At 73.0% G+C, this 18,143-nt stretch carries 18 protein-coding genes and 1 riboswitch; of the genes, 9 read left to right on the forward strand and 9 right to left on the reverse strand.

Annotated features, from left to right (window positions below; translation table 11 throughout):
• Window positions 1–5 precede the first annotated feature (5 nt).
• From pknB to thiO, 4 genes are all read right to left on the reverse strand, one after another.
• Window positions 6–1,928, reverse strand: a complete 1,923-nt coding sequence (gene pknB / locus ACFW9Z_RS30075; RefSeq protein ID WP_384645742.1) for a Stk1 family PASTA domain-containing Ser/Thr kinase — start codon at window positions 1,926–1,928, stop codon at window positions 6–8.
• A 186-nt stretch (window positions 1,929–2,114) separates the two neighbouring features.
• Window positions 2,115–2,855, reverse strand: a complete 741-nt coding sequence (locus ACFW9Z_RS30080) for a thiazole synthase (protein ID WP_384645783.1) — start codon at window positions 2,853–2,855, stop codon at window positions 2,115–2,117.
• Between the two features lie 56 nt (window positions 2,856–2,911).
• The gene (gene thiS / locus ACFW9Z_RS30085; RefSeq protein WP_084745456.1) at window positions 2,912–3,124 is read right to left on the reverse strand and encodes a sulfur carrier protein ThiS; all 213 of its coding nucleotides are present in this window, start codon (window positions 3,122–3,124) and stop codon (window positions 2,912–2,914) included.
• Window positions 3,121–4,341 carry a glycine oxidase ThiO gene (gene thiO / locus ACFW9Z_RS30090; RefSeq protein ID WP_384645743.1) on the reverse strand — a complete coding sequence of 407 codons (1,221 nt, stop codon included), beginning with the start codon at window positions 4,339–4,341 and terminating at the stop codon, window positions 3,121–3,123. The genes thiS and thiO overlap by 4 nt, the downstream gene beginning before the upstream one ends.
• A riboswitch (TPP riboswitch) is annotated at window positions 4,339–4,451 on the reverse strand. Its footprint overlaps the gene before it by 3 nt.
• A 50-nt stretch (window positions 4,452–4,501) precedes the next feature.
• Here thiO and ACFW9Z_RS30095 point away from each other — a divergent pair.
• From ACFW9Z_RS30095 to ACFW9Z_RS30120, 6 genes are all read left to right on the forward strand, one after another.
• Window positions 4,502–4,861, forward strand: coding sequence for a hypothetical protein (locus ACFW9Z_RS30095; RefSeq protein ID WP_384645744.1), 360 nt, complete (start codon window positions 4,502–4,504; stop codon window positions 4,859–4,861).
• Between the two features lie 10 nt (window positions 4,862–4,871).
• Window positions 4,872–6,116 (forward strand): NAD(P)/FAD-dependent oxidoreductase, encoded by a 1,245-nt coding sequence (locus ACFW9Z_RS30100; RefSeq protein WP_384645745.1) that lies wholly within the window; start codon window positions 4,872–4,874, stop codon window positions 6,114–6,116.
• Between the two features lie 101 nt (window positions 6,117–6,217).
• Complete coding sequence (locus tag ACFW9Z_RS30105) at window positions 6,218–6,583, forward strand: Rv2175c family DNA-binding protein (RefSeq protein ID WP_384645746.1); 366 nt, start codon at window positions 6,218–6,220, stop codon at window positions 6,581–6,583.
• 81 nt (window positions 6,584–6,664) lie between these two features.
• Window positions 6,665–7,315: a thiamine phosphate synthase gene (thiE, locus tag ACFW9Z_RS30110; RefSeq protein ID WP_384645747.1), complete on the forward strand. Its 651-nt coding sequence runs from the start codon at window positions 6,665–6,667 to the stop codon at window positions 7,313–7,315.
• A 145-nt stretch (window positions 7,316–7,460) separates the two neighbouring features.
• Window positions 7,461–8,378: a methylenetetrahydrofolate reductase [NAD(P)H] gene (gene metF / locus ACFW9Z_RS30115; protein ID WP_384645748.1), complete on the forward strand. Its 918-nt coding sequence runs from the start codon at window positions 7,461–7,463 to the stop codon at window positions 8,376–8,378.
• Window positions 8,379–8,426: 48 nt separating this feature from the next.
• Window positions 8,427–9,446: a hypothetical protein gene (locus ACFW9Z_RS30120; protein ID WP_384645749.1), complete on the forward strand. Its 1,020-nt coding sequence runs from the start codon at window positions 8,427–8,429 to the stop codon at window positions 9,444–9,446.
• Window positions 9,447–9,604: 158 nt separating this feature from the next.
• Here the strand turns inward: ACFW9Z_RS30120 and ACFW9Z_RS30125 are convergent, their stop codons facing one another.
• The 5 genes from ACFW9Z_RS30125 to ACFW9Z_RS30145 all read right to left on the reverse strand — a co-directional run bounded on the left by ACFW9Z_RS30125 (window position 9,605) and on the right by ACFW9Z_RS30145 (window position 15,633).
• Window positions 9,605–11,110: a phytoene desaturase family protein gene (locus ACFW9Z_RS30125; protein WP_384645750.1), complete on the reverse strand. Its 1,506-nt coding sequence runs from the start codon at window positions 11,108–11,110 to the stop codon at window positions 9,605–9,607.
• 70 nt (window positions 11,111–11,180) lie between these two features.
• A complete protein-coding gene (locus ACFW9Z_RS30130) occupies window positions 11,181–11,798 on the reverse strand; it encodes a DUF4126 domain-containing protein (RefSeq protein ID WP_384645751.1) in 618 nt (205 codons plus the stop codon).
• 355 nt (window positions 11,799–12,153) lie between these two features.
• Complete coding sequence (locus ACFW9Z_RS30135; RefSeq protein ID WP_384645752.1) at window positions 12,154–12,765, reverse strand: TetR/AcrR family transcriptional regulator; 612 nt, start codon at window positions 12,763–12,765, stop codon at window positions 12,154–12,156.
• Window positions 12,766–12,794: 29 nt separating this feature from the next.
• Entirely contained in the window at window positions 12,795–14,891 is a 2,097-nt protein-coding gene (locus tag ACFW9Z_RS30140; RefSeq protein ID WP_384645753.1) for a YhgE/Pip family protein, read from the reverse strand.
• Complete coding sequence (locus tag ACFW9Z_RS30145; protein ID WP_384645755.1) at window positions 14,863–15,633, reverse strand: ATP-binding cassette domain-containing protein; 771 nt, start codon at window positions 15,631–15,633, stop codon at window positions 14,863–14,865. Before ACFW9Z_RS30145 ends, ACFW9Z_RS30140 begins: the two co-directional genes overlap by 29 nt.
• A 200-nt stretch (window positions 15,634–15,833) precedes the next feature.
• Between ACFW9Z_RS30145 and ACFW9Z_RS30150 the strand changes: the two genes are divergently transcribed.
• From ACFW9Z_RS30150 to ACFW9Z_RS30160, 3 genes are all read left to right on the forward strand, one after another.
• Window positions 15,834–16,361 (forward strand): SAV_6107 family HEPN domain-containing protein, encoded by a 528-nt coding sequence (locus ACFW9Z_RS30150; protein WP_384645756.1) that lies wholly within the window; start codon window positions 15,834–15,836, stop codon window positions 16,359–16,361.
• 125 nt (window positions 16,362–16,486) lie between these two features.
• The gene (locus tag ACFW9Z_RS30155) at window positions 16,487–17,245 is read left to right on the forward strand and encodes a class I SAM-dependent methyltransferase (RefSeq protein ID WP_384645757.1); all 759 of its coding nucleotides are present in this window, start codon (window positions 16,487–16,489) and stop codon (window positions 17,243–17,245) included.
• A 302-nt stretch (window positions 17,246–17,547) separates the two neighbouring features.
• Window positions 17,548–17,952: a DUF3040 domain-containing protein gene (locus ACFW9Z_RS30160; RefSeq protein ID WP_384645758.1), complete on the forward strand. Its 405-nt coding sequence runs from the start codon at window positions 17,548–17,550 to the stop codon at window positions 17,950–17,952.
• The last annotated feature ends 191 nt before the right edge of the window (window positions 17,953–18,143 follow it).

Consider the following 18,143-nt stretch of genomic DNA (forward strand, 5'->3'; position numbering starts at 1 on the left):
TGGTTCTAGAACCCCTTGGTCCTGATGGTGATGGTGGAGCCCTCGGGGGCCTGTTCGCCGCCCTTCACGGACTGGCGCGCGATCGTGTCGCTGAACGAGAGGAACGGCCGGTCGACCTTCACCTCGAAGCCCGCCTCCTCCAGGGTCGCCCGGGCCTCGTCGACGTCCCGGCCGGTGACATCGGGGACGTCCAGCATCCGGGGGCCCTTGGAGACGGTCAGCTCGACCGTGTCGCCCTCGGCCGCTTCGGTGCCCGCGCCCGGGGACTGCTGGGCGATGTCCCCGTCGGCCTCGGAGGAGTGGACCCGGCCGGGCAGCACCTCGGCCTTCAGCCCCTCCTTCTCCAGCTCGGCGGTGGCGTCCTCGACCGAGAGGCCGGTGAGGTCCGGGACGCCGATGGGGCTGCCCTTGCTGACGACGAGGGCCACGGCCGTGTCCGGGTGGCGGTCGGTCCCGGCGGCGGGCTCCGTACGGATCACATCGCCGCGGGCGACGTCCTCGCTGAACTCCTTGGTCGCCATCCCGGGGAGCAGGCCCACCTTCTTCAGGGTGCGCCGGGCGTCCGCGAGGGAGGAGCCGGAGACATCGGGGACCCGGACGATCTCGGGGCCGCGCGAGACGACGAGCGTCACCGAACCGTTGCCCCGGATCCGGTCGCCCGACGCGGGATCGCTGTCCACCACCGAGCCCCGCTCGACCGTGTCGCTGAAGACCCGCTCGACGCCCTTCAGCCCGAGCCCGGCGTCCGAGAGCCGCTGCTCCGCCGACTTCTGGGTCTGGCCGAGCAGCGAGGGGACCTGGGTGAACTGCCCGGAGTTGATGTACCAGACGCCCGCCCCGACACCCAACGTCAGCAGGACGGCGGTGATCACCGTGATCAGCCTGCGGTGCGGACCGGCGAACGGGCCGCGCAGCGCCGCCCCGCGCCGGGGTGCGGGTGGCGGCATCTCCAGGCGGCTGGTGCGGTGCACGGTGCCCCCGTCGCCGTCCGCCGGGAGGGCCCGCGGGATCACGCTCGTACGGTCGTCCGCCGCGTCGTGCGTCTGGGAGAGCGCCTGCGGCGGTACGGCGTCGAGCTCGGCCTCGCTCAGCGTGGCGCGGGCCTCACGGGCCTCGGCCAGCAGCAGCACCGCGTCGTGCGGGCGCACCTCGGGGTTCCGGGCGGTGGCGCTCGCCACCAGGCTGTCCAGCGCGACCGGGAGCCCCGGCACGACGGCGGAGGGGGCCGGGACGTCGTTGTTGAGGTGCTGATAGATGACCTGGGCGGCGTTCTCCCCGGTGTGCGGCTTGGTGCCGGTGAGCATCTCGTACAGCACGACCCCGCAGGCGTACACGTCACTGCGGGTGTCGGCCGTGCCGTGCTCGATCTGCTCGGGGGCCAGGTACGAGACCGTGCCCAGCAGCGAACCGGTGGTGTCGGTGGCCGTGCCGACCGCCCTGACCAGGCCGAAGTCGGCGACCTTGACCCGGCCGTCGTCCCCTATCAGGACGTTCTCCGGCTTCATGTCCCGGTGCACGAACCCGGCCCGGTGCGCGGCGCCGAGCGCGGCGAGGACCGGCTCCAGAATGTCCAGGGCCGCCCGGGGCTGGAGGGCGCCACGCTCGCGCAGCACATCGCGCAGGGTGCAGCCCGCCACGTACTCCATCGCGAGGTAGACGTACGCGCCCTGGGCGCCCTGGTCGAAGACCGCGACGACGTTGGGGTGGGCGAGCCGGGCCACCGACTTGGCCTCGCGGATGAACCGCTCCACGAAGGCGGCGTCGACGGCGAGCGCCGGGTGCATCACCTTGAGGGCGAGCACCCGGTCCAGCCGGGTGTCCACGGCCCGGTAGACCGTGGCCATCCCGCCGACGGCGATGCGCGCCTCTATGCGATACCGGCCGTCGAGCAGCTGCCCGACGAGGGGGTCCTGGAGGGTCGTGTCCACCAGGAGAGTCTACGAGGCGCCACCGACACCCCGGACGGACCGGGGCGCTTCCGGGGCCGATCTACAGCCAATCCGTGACAGCGACACGCCCCAGGTGGCGGGCGTGGCTCTCCGGCCGTTCAAGTCCCTCCGGCGTTCGAGGGGCGGGGGTCCGGGGGCGGCGCCCCCGACCACGTACAGGCGCGCTCAGAACGCCGGGCGCTCCGGATCCAGCGCCGCCCGCCCGTCCACCGGGGAGGACGCCTCGGCGAAGTGGCGGCGCGGGATCCGGCCCGCCCGGTACGCCAGCCGCCCCGCGTCCACCGCGTGCCGCATCGCCGCGGCCATCAGCTCCGGCTCCTGGGCCCGGGTCACCGCCGAGGCGAGCATCACCGCCGCGCACCCCAGCTCCATCGCCAGCGCCGCGTCCGAGGCGGTCCCGGCCCCCGCGTCCAGGATCACCGGCACCCCCGCCCGCTCCACGATCAGCTCGAAGTTGTGCGGGTTGCGGATGCCGAGCCCGGAGCCGATGGGGGAGCCGAGCGGCATGATCGCCGCGCACCCCACGTCCTCCAGCTTCCGGGCCAGGACCGGATCGTCGTTGGTGTACGGCAGCACGGTGAACCCGTCGTCCACCAGGATCTCCGCGGCGTCGAGCAGCTCGATCGGGTCGGGCAGCAGCGTCCGCTCGTCGGCCACCACCTCCAGCTTCACCCAGTCGGTGCCGAGCGCCTCCCGGGCCAGCCGCGCGGTCAGCACCGCCTCGCCCGCGGTGAAGCAGCCCGCCGTGTTCGGCAGCACCTGGATGGAGAGCCGCTCCAGCACGGAGAGGACCGAGCCCTGCACGGTCGGGTCGAGCCGACGCATCGCGACGGTGGTCAGCTCGGTCCCGGAGGCGATCAGCGAGCGCTCCAGCACCTCCAGGCTGGGCGCCCCGCCGGTGCCCATGATCAGCCGGGAGCCGAAGACGGCCGGTCCCAGGGTGAAGACGTCGTCGGACACGGTCAGCCTCCCTGTACGGCGGTCAGGACCTCGACGCGGTCGCCCTCGCCGAGCGTGGTGGCGGCCCACCGGCCGCGCGGCACCACGCACTCGTTGACGGCGGCGGCGACCCCGGAGGGCGCGGCGGTCAGGGTGGCGACGAGGCGGTCCAGCGCGGTGCCCGCGTCGAGGGTGCGCGGCTCCCCGTTGACCGAGACGGATACCTGAGGGCTCATGCGGACTGCTCCTGGCGTACGGGTACGGGTACGGGGGCGGCGCCGACGGACGCGAACCGGCCCGGGGCGAACGGGCGGGCCACCTCGGGCAGCTCGCCGGTGGTCAGGGCCTCGGCCATCGCGTCGCCCGTGACGGGCGTCAGCAGGACGCCGTTGCGGTGGTGGCCGGTGGCGAGGAGAAGGCCGGGCAGGGCGGTCGGGCCGAGTAGCGGGGCGTTGTCGGGGGACGCGGGGCGCAGACCGGCCCGGGTCTCGGTGAGCGGCAGCTCGGTGATGCCGGGCACCAGCTCGTGGGCGTCGCGCAGCAGCTCGTAGACCCCGCCCGCGGTGACCGTGGTGTCCCAGCCCATCTCCTCGCTGGTGGCGCCGACGACCAGCTCGCCGTTCTCGCGCGGTACGAGGTAGAGGTGGCCGCCCCGGACGACGGCCCGCACGGTCCGGCTGAGGAAGGGGGCGTACGCCGGGGGCACGGTGAGCCGCAGGACCTGGCCCTTGACCGGCCGGACCGGCGGAACGACCTCCTCCGGGAGCCCCGCGAGCCGCCCGCTGAGGCTGCCCGCCGCCAGCACGACCTGGTCGGCCTCGACCCCCGTACCGTCACCGAGCACGGCCCCGGCCGCCCGGCCCCCGGCGACGGCGAGCCGCTCGGCGGGCGCCCTGCGGAACACCACTCCCGCCCGCTCGCACGCGGCCAGCAGCGCGGCGGCGAGCCGCCGCGGGTCCACCTGGTGGTCGCCGTCCACCCGCAGCCCGCCCCGTACGCCCGGTGCGAGCATCGGCTCCAGACGGCGGCACTCACGGCCGCTCAGCCAGACCGACTCCAGCCCCGAACGCTCCTGGAGGGCGTGCAGCTCCCGCAGATGCGCCCGGTCGTCCGAGTCCAGCGCGACGGCCAGCGTGCCGCAGGTACGGAAGCCGGTCTCACGGCCGCTCGCCGCCTCCAGCTCCGCGACGAACTCCGGATAGCGGGCGGCGGAGGCGAGGTTGAGGCCGAGCAGCAGCTCCTCGCCGTAGTGCAGTTCGGTGACGGCGGCCAGCATGCCCGCCGCGACCCGGGCGGCCCCGCCGCCCGGATCGGGATCGGCCACGGTGACGGCCAGCCCGCGCTGCGCCGCCCGCCAGGCGGTGACCAGGCCGATGATGCCGCCCCCGATGACGAGGACATCGGATCCTGAGCTTCCCCCCGGAATTCCGGAGGTCTTCCCCGAGACGCGCATGGGTGTCCAGCCCCTCCCTTCGCCGGCATGACCCGGATCAGGTTCGTACGGTCGGAGGCCGCCCAGCCTCCCTCTCAGCCCGGTGCGTCCGGGCTCCCGCGAGTGTTCTACCTTGGCCAGCCTAACCCCAGTCCCTCAACGCCCAGTAGGGAGCAGCCACGTGGCCCGTTCGCTCGACGGACTCGTCCTCTCGCCCGTCGCCGACCAGGCCCCCGGCCAGGTCGGCACCCGTACCCGCTTCACGTACCACGAGCAGGACGGCATGATCTGGGCCGATTACACGGGCGGTGACGTCGTCCGGGGCCATCTCGTCGGCACCCGCGAGGGGGACGCCCTCGACTTCCGTTACGTCCAGCTCAAGCAGGACGGAACGACCTCTTCCGGACACTGCCTCTCCACCGTCACCGACCTCGCGGACGGCCGGGTGCGGCTGGAGGAGCGCTGGGAGTGGGAGTCCCAGGAGGGCAGCGGGACGAGCGTGGTGGAGGAGCCGCTGCCTGACGACCAGTCAGATGAATAGACTGGTGCGCGTGAGCGAGCAGACGGAACACCACGCGGCGGGGCAGCGGACACGGAACGTCGTGATCGTCGGAGCGGGCATGGCGGGCGTACAGACCGCAGTCGCCCTGCGGGAAGCCGGTTTCACCGGCCCCGTCACGCTGATCGGAGCCGAGCCCCACCAGCCCTACGACCGGCCGCCGCTCTCCAAGGCGGTGCTGCTCGGGGCGGCCGAGGACTCCGCCTTCGACGTCGACTTCGAGGCGCTGGACATCACGCTCCGCCTCGGCCTGGACGTCACCGCCCTGCGCGCCGCAGACCATCTGCTGGAGACGGCCGAGGGACCCGTCCCGTACGACGTCCTGGTCCTGGCGACCGGAGCGGAGCCCATCACCCTGCCCGGCACCGAAGGCGTCCGGGGCGTCCATCTGCTGCGCACCCTGGACGACGCCGCCCGGCTGCGCCCCGTCCTGGAGCGGCGGCACGATGTGGTCGTCGTCGGCGCGGGGTGGATCGGCGCCGAGTTCGCCACCGCTGCCCGCGCGGCCGGTTGCGCGGTCACCGTCGTGGAGGCCGCCGCCCGCCCGCTGGCCGGGACCCTGCCCGCCGAGGTCGCCGCCCCGATGGCCGACTGGTACGCGGAGAGCGGCGCCGCACTCCTCACCGACGCCCGGGTCGAACGCGTCGAGGAGTCCGCCGTGATCCTCACGGACGGCCGGACGCTGCCCGCCGGGGCCGTCGTCGTCGGCATCGGCGCCCGCCCCGCCACCGGCTGGCTCACCGGCTCCGGCGTCGAACGCGGCCCGGACGGCTCGATCACCGCCGACGCCTCCCTGCGCACCTCCCTGCCCGATGTGTACGCGGTCGGGGACTGCGCCTCCTACCCCTCCGCCCGCTACGGCGAGCGCCTGCTGATCCACCACTGGGACAACGCCCTCCAGGGCCCCCGGACCGTCGCCGCCGCGATCCTGGCGGCGGAGTCCGGCGATCCGCTGCCCGTCCACGACCCCGTCCCGTACTTCTGGTCCGAGCAGTTCGGCCGCTTCGTGCAGTACGCGGGCCACCACGCCCACGCCGACACCCTCCTGTGGCGCGGCGACGGCTCCGAGGCCACCTGGTCGGTGTGCTGGCTGCGGGCCGGAGCCCTGGTCGCCGTGCTCGCGGTGGGCCGCCCGCGCGACCTCGCCCAGGGGCGCAGGCTCATCGAGTCGGGGGCGGTGCTCGACCCGGAGCGGGTCGCCGACCCGGCCGTACCCCTGAAGTCCACCGCCCTCTGAGGCCCACCGCCCTTGGAAAGGCCGGGTCTGAAAGGCCGGGCCGACCCCCGTACGGTCGGCCCGGCTACCGGCTGTCAGTCCTGGATGGCACGCTTGTCCTTGTGACCGAGATTGACGCAAAGACCGATGCTCTCGTCCCCGCCTGGCTCCACCTCCCCGACATCGCCGAAAAGCTCGGTGTCGAGGTGACGCGTGTACGGCAGCTGGTCAAGGAAGGCCAGCTCATCGCCGTACGCCGTGGTGAGAACCGGACGCTTCAGGTGCCTGCCGCCTTCATCGACGGCGACAAGGTGGTCAAGGGCCTCTCCGGCACCCTGACCCTCCTGAAGGACGACGGCTATTCCGACGAAGAGATGCTGGAGTGGCTCTTCACTCCCGACCCGACCCTGCCCGGCACCCCCGCGCAGGCGCTGAGCGAGAATCGCGGTACGGAGGTGAAGCGCCGCGCCCAGGCGCTCGCCGTCTGACCGATACGACCGGAAGCGGCGTACGGGCCCCGCGTGCAGCGCGTGGCCCGTGCCCCGCCACGACCACGGGGGGACTCCACCATGCCCACGCCTCGCGAGCAGCTGTCCGACGCCCGGCTCTATCTGTGCACGGATGCCCGTAAGAGGCAGGGCGACCTCCCCGCCTTCCTGGACGCCGTGCTCTCCAGCGGGGTCGACATCGTCCAGCTCCGCGACAAGGGCATGGAGGCCGCCGAGGAGCTGGAGCACCTCGCGGTCTTCGCCGACGCCTGCCGGCGCCACGGCAAGCTCCTCGCGGTCAACGACCGCGCCGATGTCGCCCACGCCATCGGCGCCGACGTCCTGCACCTGGGCCAGGGCGACCTGCCGGTGGGCGCCGCCCGCGCGATCATCGGCGCCGACCGGCTGATCGGCCGCTCCACGCACGCCGAGTCCGAGGTCGACGCCGCCGTCGCCCAGGAGGGCGTGGACTACTTCTGTACGGGGCCCTGCTGGCCCACCCCCACCAAGCCCGGCCGCCACGCCCCCGGCCTCGGCCTCGTGCGGTACGCCGCCTCCCTGGAGCAGCCGCGCCCCTGGTTCGCGATCGGCGGGATCGACGCGGGGAACCTGGACGAGGTGCTGACGGCCGGGGCCCGCCGGATCGTCGTCGTCCGGGCGATCACCGAGGCCATCGACCCGGCGGCAGCCACCGCCGAGCTGGCAAAGAGGGTCCGGGCGCACGCGCTCTGAGCAGCCCTTTTCCGCCCTCTGCGGAGGTGCGGCACCGCACCGCATTTCACGGGATTGTCCAAGGGGTGGACAACAAACCGGCGAAACGAGACAAAATCCCCCGCTCTGGTTGGGGGAGTGTCCACCCCCTGGTTAACCTCCCCATATGGCCCTTGGGACAGCTTCCACCAGGACGGACCACGCACCCACGGTGCGTGACCTGCTCGCGACCGGCAAGACCTCGTACTCCTTCGAGTTCTGGGCGCCCAAGACCGAGAAGGGCGAGCGCAACCTCTGGAACGCGCTGCGCCGCGTCGAGGCGGTCCGCCCGAGCTTCGTCTCGGTGACGTACGGGGCCGGCGGCTCCACCCGTGCCGGGACGGTGCGGGCGACCCAGCAGATCGCCGCGGACTCCACGCTCACCCCGGTCGCCCACCTCACCGCGGTCAGCCACTCGATCGCCGAACTGCGCAACATGATCGGCCAGTACGCCGACGCCGGGATCAGGAACATCCTCGCGGTCCGCGGCGACCCGCCCGGCGACCCGATGGGCGAGTGGGTCGAGCACCCGCAGGGCGTGAAGTACGCGGCCGACCTCGTCCGCCTCATCAAGGAGTCCGGCGACTTCTGCGTCGGCGTCGCCGCGTTCCCCGAAATGCACCCGCGCTCCACCGACTGGGAGACGGACATCGGCCATTTCGTGGACAAGTGCCGCGCCGGGGCCGACTACGCGATCACCCAGATGTTCTTCCGGCCGGAGGAGTATCTCCGGATGCGTGACCGGGTGGTCGCCGCCGGTTGCGAAACGCCGGTGATTCCCGAGGTCATGCCGCTCACGAGTGTGAAGCAACTGGAAAGATTCTCCCAGCTCAGCAACGCGACCGTGCCCGCGCCGCTGAAAGAGCGGATCCTCGCGGTCAAGGACGATCCGGCCGCTGTACGCTCCCTTGGTATCGAGTTCGCAACGGAGTTCTGCGCGAAGCTGCTGTCCGAGGGTGTGCCCGGGCTCCACTTCATCACGCTCAACAACTCGACGGCAACGCTCGAAATCTACGAGAATCTCGGACTGCACAAGCAGTCGTGACCGGCCGTACCCGCCCCCGAGCGGCTGCGGCCGCAGGAGGGGGCGGGCGTGGGCTGGACGGTCCTCTACATCGCATTCGGCTTGGTGGCGCTGTGGCTGCTGGGTGAGGTACTGCTGCAGTACAAGGCGCGGCTGCGCTGGCGGCTGCTCGCCTTCATCGGCTTCCTCACCGTGGTCATCGGGGTCCCGATCGGCTCCCGCGCGGTCATCGTCGTCGGCACGCTCGCCTTCGCCACCGGCCAGACCTTCGTGACGCTCTCCTTCCGGCGCGGCTTCTCCACCGGCTGGGCCATAGGCGGCAGCCCGGGGGAGAGCCGCCGACGCAAGGGCGGCGGCGAGCGTGCGGCCGCCAAGGATCCCACGCTGGAGGTCTCGGACCTGGAGGTCTCGGATCCCGGTACCGAGCAGGGCACCGCCCCCGGCACCGGCTCGGGCTTCGATTCCGCCACCGACCGGGGATTCGACTCCGGTTACGACCCCGGCTTCGATCCCGCCTTCGCCCACGTCGGGGCCCAGAACGCCGCCTCCGACCCCGCCACCTCGGTGTACGAGCCGCTGCCGCTGCCCGACGACACCGGCCAGTACGGCGTGTACAGCGATTCCGGTTACGGGGCGGACAGCTCCGGCCGGGGCGGCCAGGACCAGCGGCAGCCCGAGGCGGACCCCTCCGCGCAGCCGCAGTTCGCCGCGTACGACCCGTACTCCGGCTACGACCAGCAGCAGACCCAGGACGGCTACGCGGGGCCCTACGACTACGGGACCGGCCAGCAGAGCTACGCCGCCTACTCCGACCCGTACATCGGCACGACCAACGGGTCGGCGCCCTACAGCGGTTACGACGCCTACGGCAACGGCAACGGCTTCGACAGCCAGGGCGGGCAGCAGAGCTACGTCGACCCCTACGCCCAGAACTACGGCACGGACGCGTACGGCACCGACACCCCGCCCGGGGGCGTCTGGGTCCCGCAGCAGCGGGACGCCGAGCAGTACCCCCCGATGCCCCCGGAGCAGCCCGCCCCGTACAGCAACGGCTACGACACCGGCCAGAACGAGCCGTACCGCTACTGAACTGACAGCGGTTTCGGCACGTCACCGGCGAGGCGCGAGCACCGGTGAGGCGCGGCCGGACCGCTCACGGCGGAGGACGACCGGTGCGGCCCCGCTCCCCGGCGCGGGACGCCGGGGACACCCGCCCCTCCTCAGCGCGAGCTACCGGCGCCCCCTCCTCAGCGCGAGCCGCGGAAGTCGTCGCCCTCCACCACGAGTCCGGCCACCAGCGTCCCCGACATCCCGGCGTGCGCGAGCCCGCCGCCCGGGTGCGACCAGCCGCCCGCCAGATACAGCCCCGGCAGCCGGGTGAGGTTCCCGGGGTGCAGATACGCGCCCGCCGCCCCGGCCAGCGCGGGCGGCGGCACCGCACCGCCCGCCGCCCCCGTCTCGGCCTCGGTCTCCGCCGGCGTACGGACCTCCGTGCGCAGGACGCGCTCCCGCAGCCCGGGAACGGCCGCGGCGGCCCGCTCCACCAGAAGGTCCGCGAACCGCTGCCGCACCGCCGGGTCCGTCCACTCCACTGGACCCTGCGGGGCCACCACCGCGCTCAGCGTCACCGCCTCGTGCGCCTCGTCGGGGCGGGTCGCGGGGTCGTCGGGGCGCAGCACCGTCACCGTCGGGTGCGCGGCGACCCGGCCCCCGAACACCGCCTCCTGCTCCGCCGCCCCGTCGGCGCTGTGCACCACCGTCCGGTGCACCGCGTCCGCCTCCCGGCCCCCGCGCAGCGACAGCAGCACCGTGAACCGCCCCGGCACCGCCGCACCCGCCCGGACCGTCACGTCATCAGCGCCCCACACCTGCTGACCCGGCACCAGACCGGCGTGCGGCCGGACGCCCAGCACCACCCGGTCCGCCTCGGCCACCTCACCGCCCGCCAGCTCCACCCCCGCCGCCCGGCCGTCCTTCTCCACCACCCGGACCACCTCGGTACCGAAGGCGAAGGCCACCCTCCGGGCCACGCACCGCTCGTACACCGCCCGGGCCAGCTCCCGCATCCCGCCCATCACGTACCAGCTGCCGAAGGTCTGCTCCATGTACGGCAGCAGCGCGGCGCTCGCCGGGGCGGTGCGCGGGTCGAGGCCGTACGAGAGCGCGTACCCGTCGAGCAGGGCGGCGAGCCGGGCGTCCGCCAGCTCCCAGGCGCCGATCTCCGCCACGGTGGACGCCTGCCGGGTGCGCAGCAGCCGCCGCTGTCTGAGCGCGGGATACGGGTCGCGCCCCAGCACCTGGTGGTCCGCCCGTAGCGGCTCCTCCAGCAGCGGCCGCCGCGACCGGTCCCAGGCATCCCGGGCCCGCTCCAGGAACCCCGTCCACCGCTCCCCGGCACCGGCCCCGAGCGCCGTGTCCAGGGCGGCGGCCACCCCGGCCCGGGAGGCGTTGGGCAGGGACACCGCCGTGCCGTCCGCGAAGAGATGGCGGCTCGCCGGGTCGACCTGGGTCAGCGTGACGGACTGCTCCAGGGACTCCTTGCCGGTCTTCACGAACAGGTCCCGCTGGACGGCGGGCAGATGCAGCAGCCCGGGGCCGGTGTCGAAGACGAAGCCCTCGTGCTCATGGCGGCCCAGCGAGCCGCCGTAGCTCGCGGAGCGCTCGTACACCGTCACCTTGTCGCCCGCGACGGCGAGCCGGGCGGCCGCCGCCATGGCGCCCGTCCCGGCGCCGATCACCGCAATTCGTGCCATGCCGGTGACTTTAGCGACCGCCACTGACAGTCCGGCCGGGAGGCCGGGGCCCACCGACTCACAGCTCAGCTCAGCCGGGAGGCCAGGGCCCTTCCGCGCCGGCCAGGCGTTTCTCCTCGCGGCGCTGGGCCCGGCGGCGCAGGAAGCGGCGGATCCGCGAGGCCAGGAAGACCACGAGGACGATCCCGAGAAGCAGCAGCACCCCGGCGATCACGGCCGCCGCCACCGGATTGAATATGGCGAACGTGACGATCCCGGCCACGCCGAGGTCCTCGACGATGCTCATCCCGATGTTGCTGAACGGCTCCGGGGAGGTGTTGACCGCCATCCTCGTACCGGCCTTCACCAGATGGCTCATCAGCGCCGTCGACCCGCCGATCGCCCCGGCCGCCAGCTCCGGCAGCGAACCGCTCTCCCCGGCGAGCAGCGCGGCGATCACCGCCCCGGCCACCGGGCGGATCACCGTGTGCGCGGTGTCCCAGACCGAGTCCACGTACGGGATCTTGTCGGCCACCACCTCGCAGAGGAAGAGCACACCGGCCACGATCAGCACATCGGTGCGCTGCATCGCGGCGGGCACCTCGTCGGAGACGCCGGTCGCACCGAAGATGCCGAGCAGCAGGACCACCGCGTAGGCGTTGATCCCGCTCGCCCAGCCGCTCGTGAACACCAGAGGGATTATCGACACGCAGGAGATCGTAGCGACCCCGCTTTTCGGCCGGGTGGTGCCGGGTGCGCAGCCCTGAGTACCCGTACCTAGGCGGTGGGATGAGTAGCTGCGCGGATAGGCCTGGACCTGCGGGGAGGGAAGAGTGGTGACCACGGAAGGGGCGCGGCGCCCGGACCGCCGGCACGGGGCGGCGGAACGGCGCGGCCCCTGACGGAACGGGGGTGCACGACGTCGGGACCGGGGGCCACGGGGGACATACGGGGCCACGGGGAACGGGTCCGGCGGATGCACGGAAGACGCCGGTCCGGTGGAGTTCGCGGGGGATGCGAACTCGGCCGGCCGGCGTCTTCGTGTTTTCCGGGAGCCTTGGCCCTCAGTGCCCGCTGACCCGCCCGTGCAGCAGCAGGGACAGCGCCGAGTGGACCTCGTCGATCGAGCGCTCCGGCTGGAACGCCTGCCAGTCCAGCGCCGCCACCAGCACCATCCCGACCAGGGCCGCGGCTGTCAGCGGGATGTCGATCTCCTCGCTCAGCTCACCGCTGCGCACCGCCTCGCGCAGCACGCCCTCGACGACCGCGACGGCCTCCTGCCGGACCACCAGGAGCGTGGACTGCCAGGCGCGGTTGGTGCGCCAGAGCTCGGCCACGTACAGCTGGGTGAAGGCCGGGTAGCGGTCGATGAAGGCCAGTCCGGCCCGGATCATCGCGTCCAGCGCCTCGACCCGGGTGCCGCCGCGCTCCTCGGACTCCTCGGCGGCCGCCCGCAGCGAGGCGGTGAGCAGCCCGACGCCGTGCCGGAGCAGCTCCTCGAACAGCTCGGTCTTGCTCTTGAAGTTGTAGTAGACCGTGCCCTTGGCGACCCCGGCCCGCTCCGCGATCTCGTCCACGGTGGTCGCCGAGAAGCCCTGCTCGGCGATGAGGGTCACCGCCGCCTCGTAGAGCCTCTGCCGGGTGGCCTGGCGACGCGTGGTGCCACTGCTTTCCATGAGGCCGATTCTCCCAGCTTCCGGCGCGCTCACAGGCTCAGCTCCGGGTGCAGTCGGCTCAGGCTCCACACCTGCTTGCGGCGGGCGGTGAACGTGGTCAGGGCTAGCGCGCCCACGGTGAAGGCCGCCAGTACCGCGCAGCCCAGCCAGACCGGGCCGAGCGGGCCGCCGGTGATGAGCCGGCGCAGCCCCTCCACGACGTACGTCATGGGCAGGTACGGGTGGATCGCACCGAAGAAGCCGGGGCTGGTCTGGACGGGGTACGTGCCCCCGGCCGAGGTCAGCTGGAGCATCAGCACGACCAGCACCAGGATGCGTCCCGCCGCGCCGAAGCAGGCGTTGAGCCACTGCACGATCGAGGCGAAGCAGCAGGTCACCAGGGCCAGGAAGGCGACCGTCCCGGCCGAGCGCTCCATCTCCAGACCCAGGCCCCAGTGCAGGACGGCCATCAGGGCGCCGACCTGGAGGATGCCGATGGCGGCGACCGGGAGCCATCCGGCGAGGGCGATCCGCCAGGCGGGGGCTCCGGTGGAGAGCGCCCGCCTGTTGAGCGGTTGGATGATCATGTAAGCGACCATCGCGCCGACCCAGAGGGAGAGCGGGATGAAGTACGGGGCGAAACCGGTGCCGTAGTTGGGTGCCGCGTGAAGGGACTTGGAGGCCAGCTTCACCGGGTCGGCCATGACGTCGGTGCGGGCGTCGCGGTCCTTCTTCTCGTAGTCCGGGATCTTCTCCGCGCCGTCGTGCAGGCCCTGGGCGAGCTCTGCCGAGCCGTCGCCGAGCCGGAACAGCCCGCCGTCCAGGTTCTCGGCGCCCGTCTTGAGCTTGCCCATGCCGGTGTTGAGGTCGGCCGAGCCGGTACGGGCGTTGCCGAGGCCGGCGTGCAGCGCCACCGCACCCTTGGCGACCTTCTGGGCGCCGGTGTTGAGGGCGTTGACGTCCTTGACGGCCTTCTCCAGGTCGGACTCCAGGTCCGGCGCGCGCTTCGACAGGTTCTCGGCCTGCTTCTGGAAGGCGGCCAGATGGCCGCTGAGCGTCTTCAGTTCGCCGCTCTGGCTGGTGACCAGCTTGCTGATGTCGGCGGCCGTCGTGGCGACGCCGGACGCCGTCTCACTGGCCTTCTTCAGCGCGGGGCAGGACGCCTCGTCGGGCTCGTCCGCCTCTTCGCACCGGGTGCGGTACACCTCGCCGAGTTCGTCGGCTGCGGTGCGGGCGTCGGTGGCCGCCGTCGGGGCCGCGGCCACCAGCTGGTCGAGGCTCTCGCGGGTGGTCTTCGCGCCGTCGGCGGCCACGCGGGCGGCCTCCCCGACGCTCTTCCCGTTCTCCTTGAAGTACGTGAAGAAGGGGCGGGCCTCGCCGGCGGCGCCGTTGACCTTGTCGGCCAGGGCCTGGGTGCCGCCGGCCACCTGACGGGCACCGGAGGCGACTTCGCCCGCACCCGTGTTCAGCTTGACGATCCCCTCGGAGAGCCGTTCGCTGCCCGCCTTGGAGTCCTTGAGGCCGTCGGCGAGCTCCTTGGAGCCCTTCTTCGCCTTCGAGATGCCGCCCTTGAGGTCGTCGGCGCCCTTGGCCGCGTCGGCGGTCTTGTCGTGCAGATCGGAGAAGTTGATGAAGATGCGGTCCAGGAAGCCCCGCGAGGCGTTGGTGGAGGCGGCGTTGCGCACCTCTCCGAAGACCGTCTTGGAGATCTGCCCGACGATGTAGTTGTTGGCGTCGTTCGTCCGCACCTGGAGCGCGCCCGTCTCGGGGGAGTCCCCGCCGCTGGACGCGATCTTCTTGCTGAAGTCGGACGGCATCGTCAGCGAGAGGTAGTACGTCCCGTCCTCGACGCCCTTGGCGGCCTCGGCGTCACTCACCTCGTGCCACGCGAAGACGTTGGAGTCGAGCAGCTTGTCACTGATCTCGTCGCCCGCGTTGACGCGCTTGCCGTCGTTCGTGGCCCCCTTGTCGTTGTTGACCAGGGCGACGGGCAGCTTGTCGAGGTTCCCGTACGGGTCCCAGAACGAGAACAGGTACAGGGCGCCGTAGAGCAGCGGCAGGAGCAGCAGGGCGACCAGCGCGGCGGCCGGCAGCTTCCCCCTGCGGAACCGCCTCAGCTCAAGCGCTGCCAGCTTCGGCGTACGCATCGGCCGTCTCCTCTTCGGTGGTGGGTGCGGTCGGGGCGGCCGTGGCGGCGGGCGAGGTGCGGACGGTCCGGACCCCCTCGGGGGCCTCGCTGCACACGGCGAGCACGGTGGTGCCGGAATCGGCGATGGACCGCAGCAGGGCCCAGGCTTCGGTCCGTTCGGCGGGGGAGAGCTTCAGGTCGGCGTCGTCCAGGGCGAGCAGCCGGGGGGCGCCGATGAGCGCCAGGGCGATCGAGAGCCGCAGCGCTTCGAGCCGCTCCAGATCCCGTACGGAGGTCCGTTCGGCCTTGGGCAGGGTGGCGGGGTCCAGCCCGGCGGCTTCCAGCGCCGCGTCGATCCGGGCCCGGGCGGCGGCCCGGCGCTCGGCGCGCGGACGGAGCAGGGTGCGCAGGGAGGCCCCGTAGCGGCCCTGGAGCAGGGCCCGTTCGCGCAGGTGCTCGGCGACGGTGAAGGCGGGGTCCAGCTCGCTGACGCCGGGGACCGGCCCCAGCGCGGCGATCCTGCGGACGCCCGCCGCCTTGCGGGGCAGCTCCAGCCTGCCGACCTGTGCGCTGCCCTCGGTGGCACGCATACGGCCGGTCAGGGCGAGCAGGAGGCAGGTGCGTCCGGAGCCGGACGGCCCCTCGATGCCGACGAGCGACCCCGGTGGCGCGCTGAACCCCACGTTGCGAAAGGCCCAGCCGCGCGGCCCCTTGAGTCCGAAGTCCTCGGCGCCGACCGATGCGCCGTGCGGGCTCTCCACAGACCCTCCCCTGATCTTGTCCGTGTTCCGATCCGGCCGCCACATTCTTTGAACTGACCGGTCAGTGCAAAAAGTTAGCCCGAACTCGCGCTCGAAGCAAAACGGCAGGTCAGGTAGGGGTTCTGACCGATTGTCAGTGGGGGGCGCCACCATGGACACATACGGCCACGGAGCCGTCACACGACGACAGGAGGTTCGTCATGGCCAGCTCGTCCGCAGCCGCCGCCCCGCGGCGCCGCGCAGGCAGCCCTGCCCCCTCACTGACCGGTCCCGCCGACGATGTGCACCCCGTGCTGCGCCGCACCACCGCGCCGCCCGCCGCCCTCGACCTGCTCGCCAAGGCCCGCACCGGCCTGGACGAGGCCGCCGTGCTCCACGAACCGAACGAGCGCTACGCCACCGCCCACCTCGCGGCCCTGCGCACGGCGGCCGCCGTGCTGGCCGCCCGGGGCCGCCCCGAGACGAACAAGCGCCACCGCGACCGCATCCGGAGCACCTGGGAGGTCCTCCCGGAGATAGCCCCCGAGCTCACCGAGTGGAGCGACCTCTTCGCCTCCGGCGCACCACGCCGGGCCCGCGCGGAGGCGGGCATGCCCGGCGCCGCCAGCAGCCGTGACGCGGACGACCTGCTGCGCGACGCCGCCCAGTTCCTGCGTCTGGTGGAGCGGCTGCTGGTGCTCCAGCCGGTGCTCCCGCAGCCGAGGCCGGGGAGGTCCGACACCCGGTGAGACGGTCCGGTGCCGGATGATCGGGACGGCGGCGCGAGGCAATAGGGTGGTGGACGCTCACATCACCACCTGCACTGTTCACGCTCCGCCGTCCCAGGCGGCACCGTGCCGAGGAGTCATCTGCCGTGTCGGACCAGCCGCGCCCCCGCGCCTCCCTCCGTACCGCCGTGGTCTGGGAGGTCCTCAAGGACGCTCTGGACCGTCAGGCCAAGGCGGCCGGCCGGGAGGCCCTGGATGTCCTGGACACCGGCGGCGGCACCGGGAACTTCGCGGTGCCCGCCGCCCGGCTCGGCCACCGGGTCACCGTCGTCGACCCCAGCCCCAACGCGCTCTTCGCGCTGGAGCGCCGCGCCGCCGAGGCCGGGGTCGCCGACCGCGTCCGGGGCGTCCAGGGCGACATCCTCGGCCTGTTCGACGTCGTGGAGCGCGGCGGCTTCGACGCGGTGCTCTGCCACGGCGTCCTGGAGTACGTCGACGAGCCCGCCGAGGGCGTACGGAACGCGGTGGCGGCCCTGCGCCCCTCCGGTGCCCTGAGCCTGCTGGCCGCGGGGCTGGGCGGGGCCGTCCTGGCCCGCGCCCTCGCCGGTCACTTCACCGAGGCCCGGCACGCGCTGAGCGACCCGGCGGGCCGCTGGGGCGAGGGCGACCCGGTGCCCCGCCGCTTCACCGCCGAGCAGCTCTCGGAGCTGGTCTCCGGGGCCGGTCTGCAGGTCGGCGCGGTGCACGGGGTGCGGGTCTTCGCCGACCTCGTGCCGGGTGCCCTGGTGGACACCGAGCCCGGCGCCATGGACGCGCTGCTCAAGCTCGAAGCCGCCGTCGCCGAGCTGCCCGCCTTCCACTCCGTCGCGACCCAGCTGCACGTTCTGGGCGAGAAGCGCCCCTGAACCGGCGGCGCCGACCGGTCCGCGACGGCCCCCGCGAGGGCCGGAGCGGGGCTGATCAGCAACGAAGCTGCCAACGGAGTGGGACTCGGGAGACCCGTAGCGGGCAGGAGCCCCGTATGATCGGGTGACACCATCCGGCATGACGGATCGGTCGTCGGGGAATCTACGCCTCAGCAGCCGAGCCGACATAGCGGTCCGGACTGGCTGAACGCTAGAGGGCGGGTTTCACGGGGGCGAATCCCTGCCTATCCTGGAAGGGCCGCATACCGGTCGCCCCCGCGGCCGACGACGAGGAGGATCCCGTGCCGCTCTCGGAGCACGAGCAGCGCATGCTCGAGCAGATGGAGCGAGCGCTGTACGCCGAAGATCCCAAGTTCGCGACAGCGCTTGAGGGAAGCGGGCTGCGTACGTACACCCGGAAAAGGGTCTACCAGGCGGTCGCTGGCTTCCTGGTGGGTATCGCGCTCCTCATGGCCGGAATGGTCGCCCAGCAGATCTGGATCAGCGTGGTGGGGTTCCTCGTCATGCTCGGCTGTGCCGTGCTCGCGGTCACCGGATGGCGCAAAGCGCCCAAGCCCGGTGAACAGCAGCAGGCCGCCGCGGACGGCGGGGACGGCGGTTCGCGCCGCCGACCGAGACAGCGCCGGTCGATGATGAACCGCATCGAACAGCGGTGGCAGCGCCGCCGCGACGAACAGGGCCAGTAGCGAATTCACCGGCCGGGGTCCCGCGCTCATGGCGGGGCAGGCCGTGCCGGGCATGACGTACGACACTGATGGGTGAGGGGGGGGGGGGGGTGTGGGGGCCCCCCCCCGCCCGGGCCCGGTGGCCGCCCCGCCCCCCCGGCGCCCCCCCGCGGGGGGGGGTAGGGGTCGCGGTCATAAGTGGAGTAAGGCAC

Source organism: Streptomyces sp. NPDC059452, assembly GCF_042750035.1.
Lineage (GTDB): Bacteria > Actinomycetota > Actinomycetes > Streptomycetales > Streptomycetaceae > Streptomyces.

What these genes read in the sequence shown, in the direction of transcription:
- ACFW9Z_RS30080 (WP_384645783.1), bottom strand. Translation starts at nt 2,855, where the DNA reads ATGGGCACCGGCGGGGCGCCCAGCCTGGAGGTGCTGGAGCGCTCGCTG.
- thiS (WP_084745456.1), bottom strand. Translation starts at nt 3,124, where the DNA reads ATGAGCCCTCAGGTATCCGTCTCGGTCAACGGGGAGCCGCGCACCCTC.
- thiO (WP_384645743.1), bottom strand. Translation starts at nt 4,341, where the DNA reads ATGCGCGTCTCGGGGAAGACCTCCGGAATTCCGGGGGGAAGCTCAGGA.
- thiE (WP_384645747.1), top strand. Translation starts at nt 6,665, where the DNA reads ATGCCCACGCCTCGCGAGCAGCTGTCCGACGCCCGGCTCTATCTGTGC.
- metF (WP_384645748.1), top strand. Translation starts at nt 7,461, where the DNA reads ATGGCCCTTGGGACAGCTTCCACCAGGACGGACCACGCACCCACGGTG.
- ACFW9Z_RS30125 (WP_384645750.1), bottom strand. Translation starts at nt 11,110, where the DNA reads ATGGCACGAATTGCGGTGATCGGCGCCGGGACGGGCGCCATGGCGGCG.
- ACFW9Z_RS30135 (WP_384645752.1), bottom strand. Translation starts at nt 12,765, where the DNA reads ATGGAAAGCAGTGGCACCACGCGTCGCCAGGCCACCCGGCAGAGGCTC.
- ACFW9Z_RS30140 (WP_384645753.1), bottom strand. Translation starts at nt 14,891, where the DNA reads ATGCGTACGCCGAAGCTGGCAGCGCTTGAGCTGAGGCGGTTCCGCAGG.
- ACFW9Z_RS30150 (WP_384645756.1), top strand. Translation starts at nt 15,834, where the DNA reads ATGGCCAGCTCGTCCGCAGCCGCCGCCCCGCGGCGCCGCGCAGGCAGC.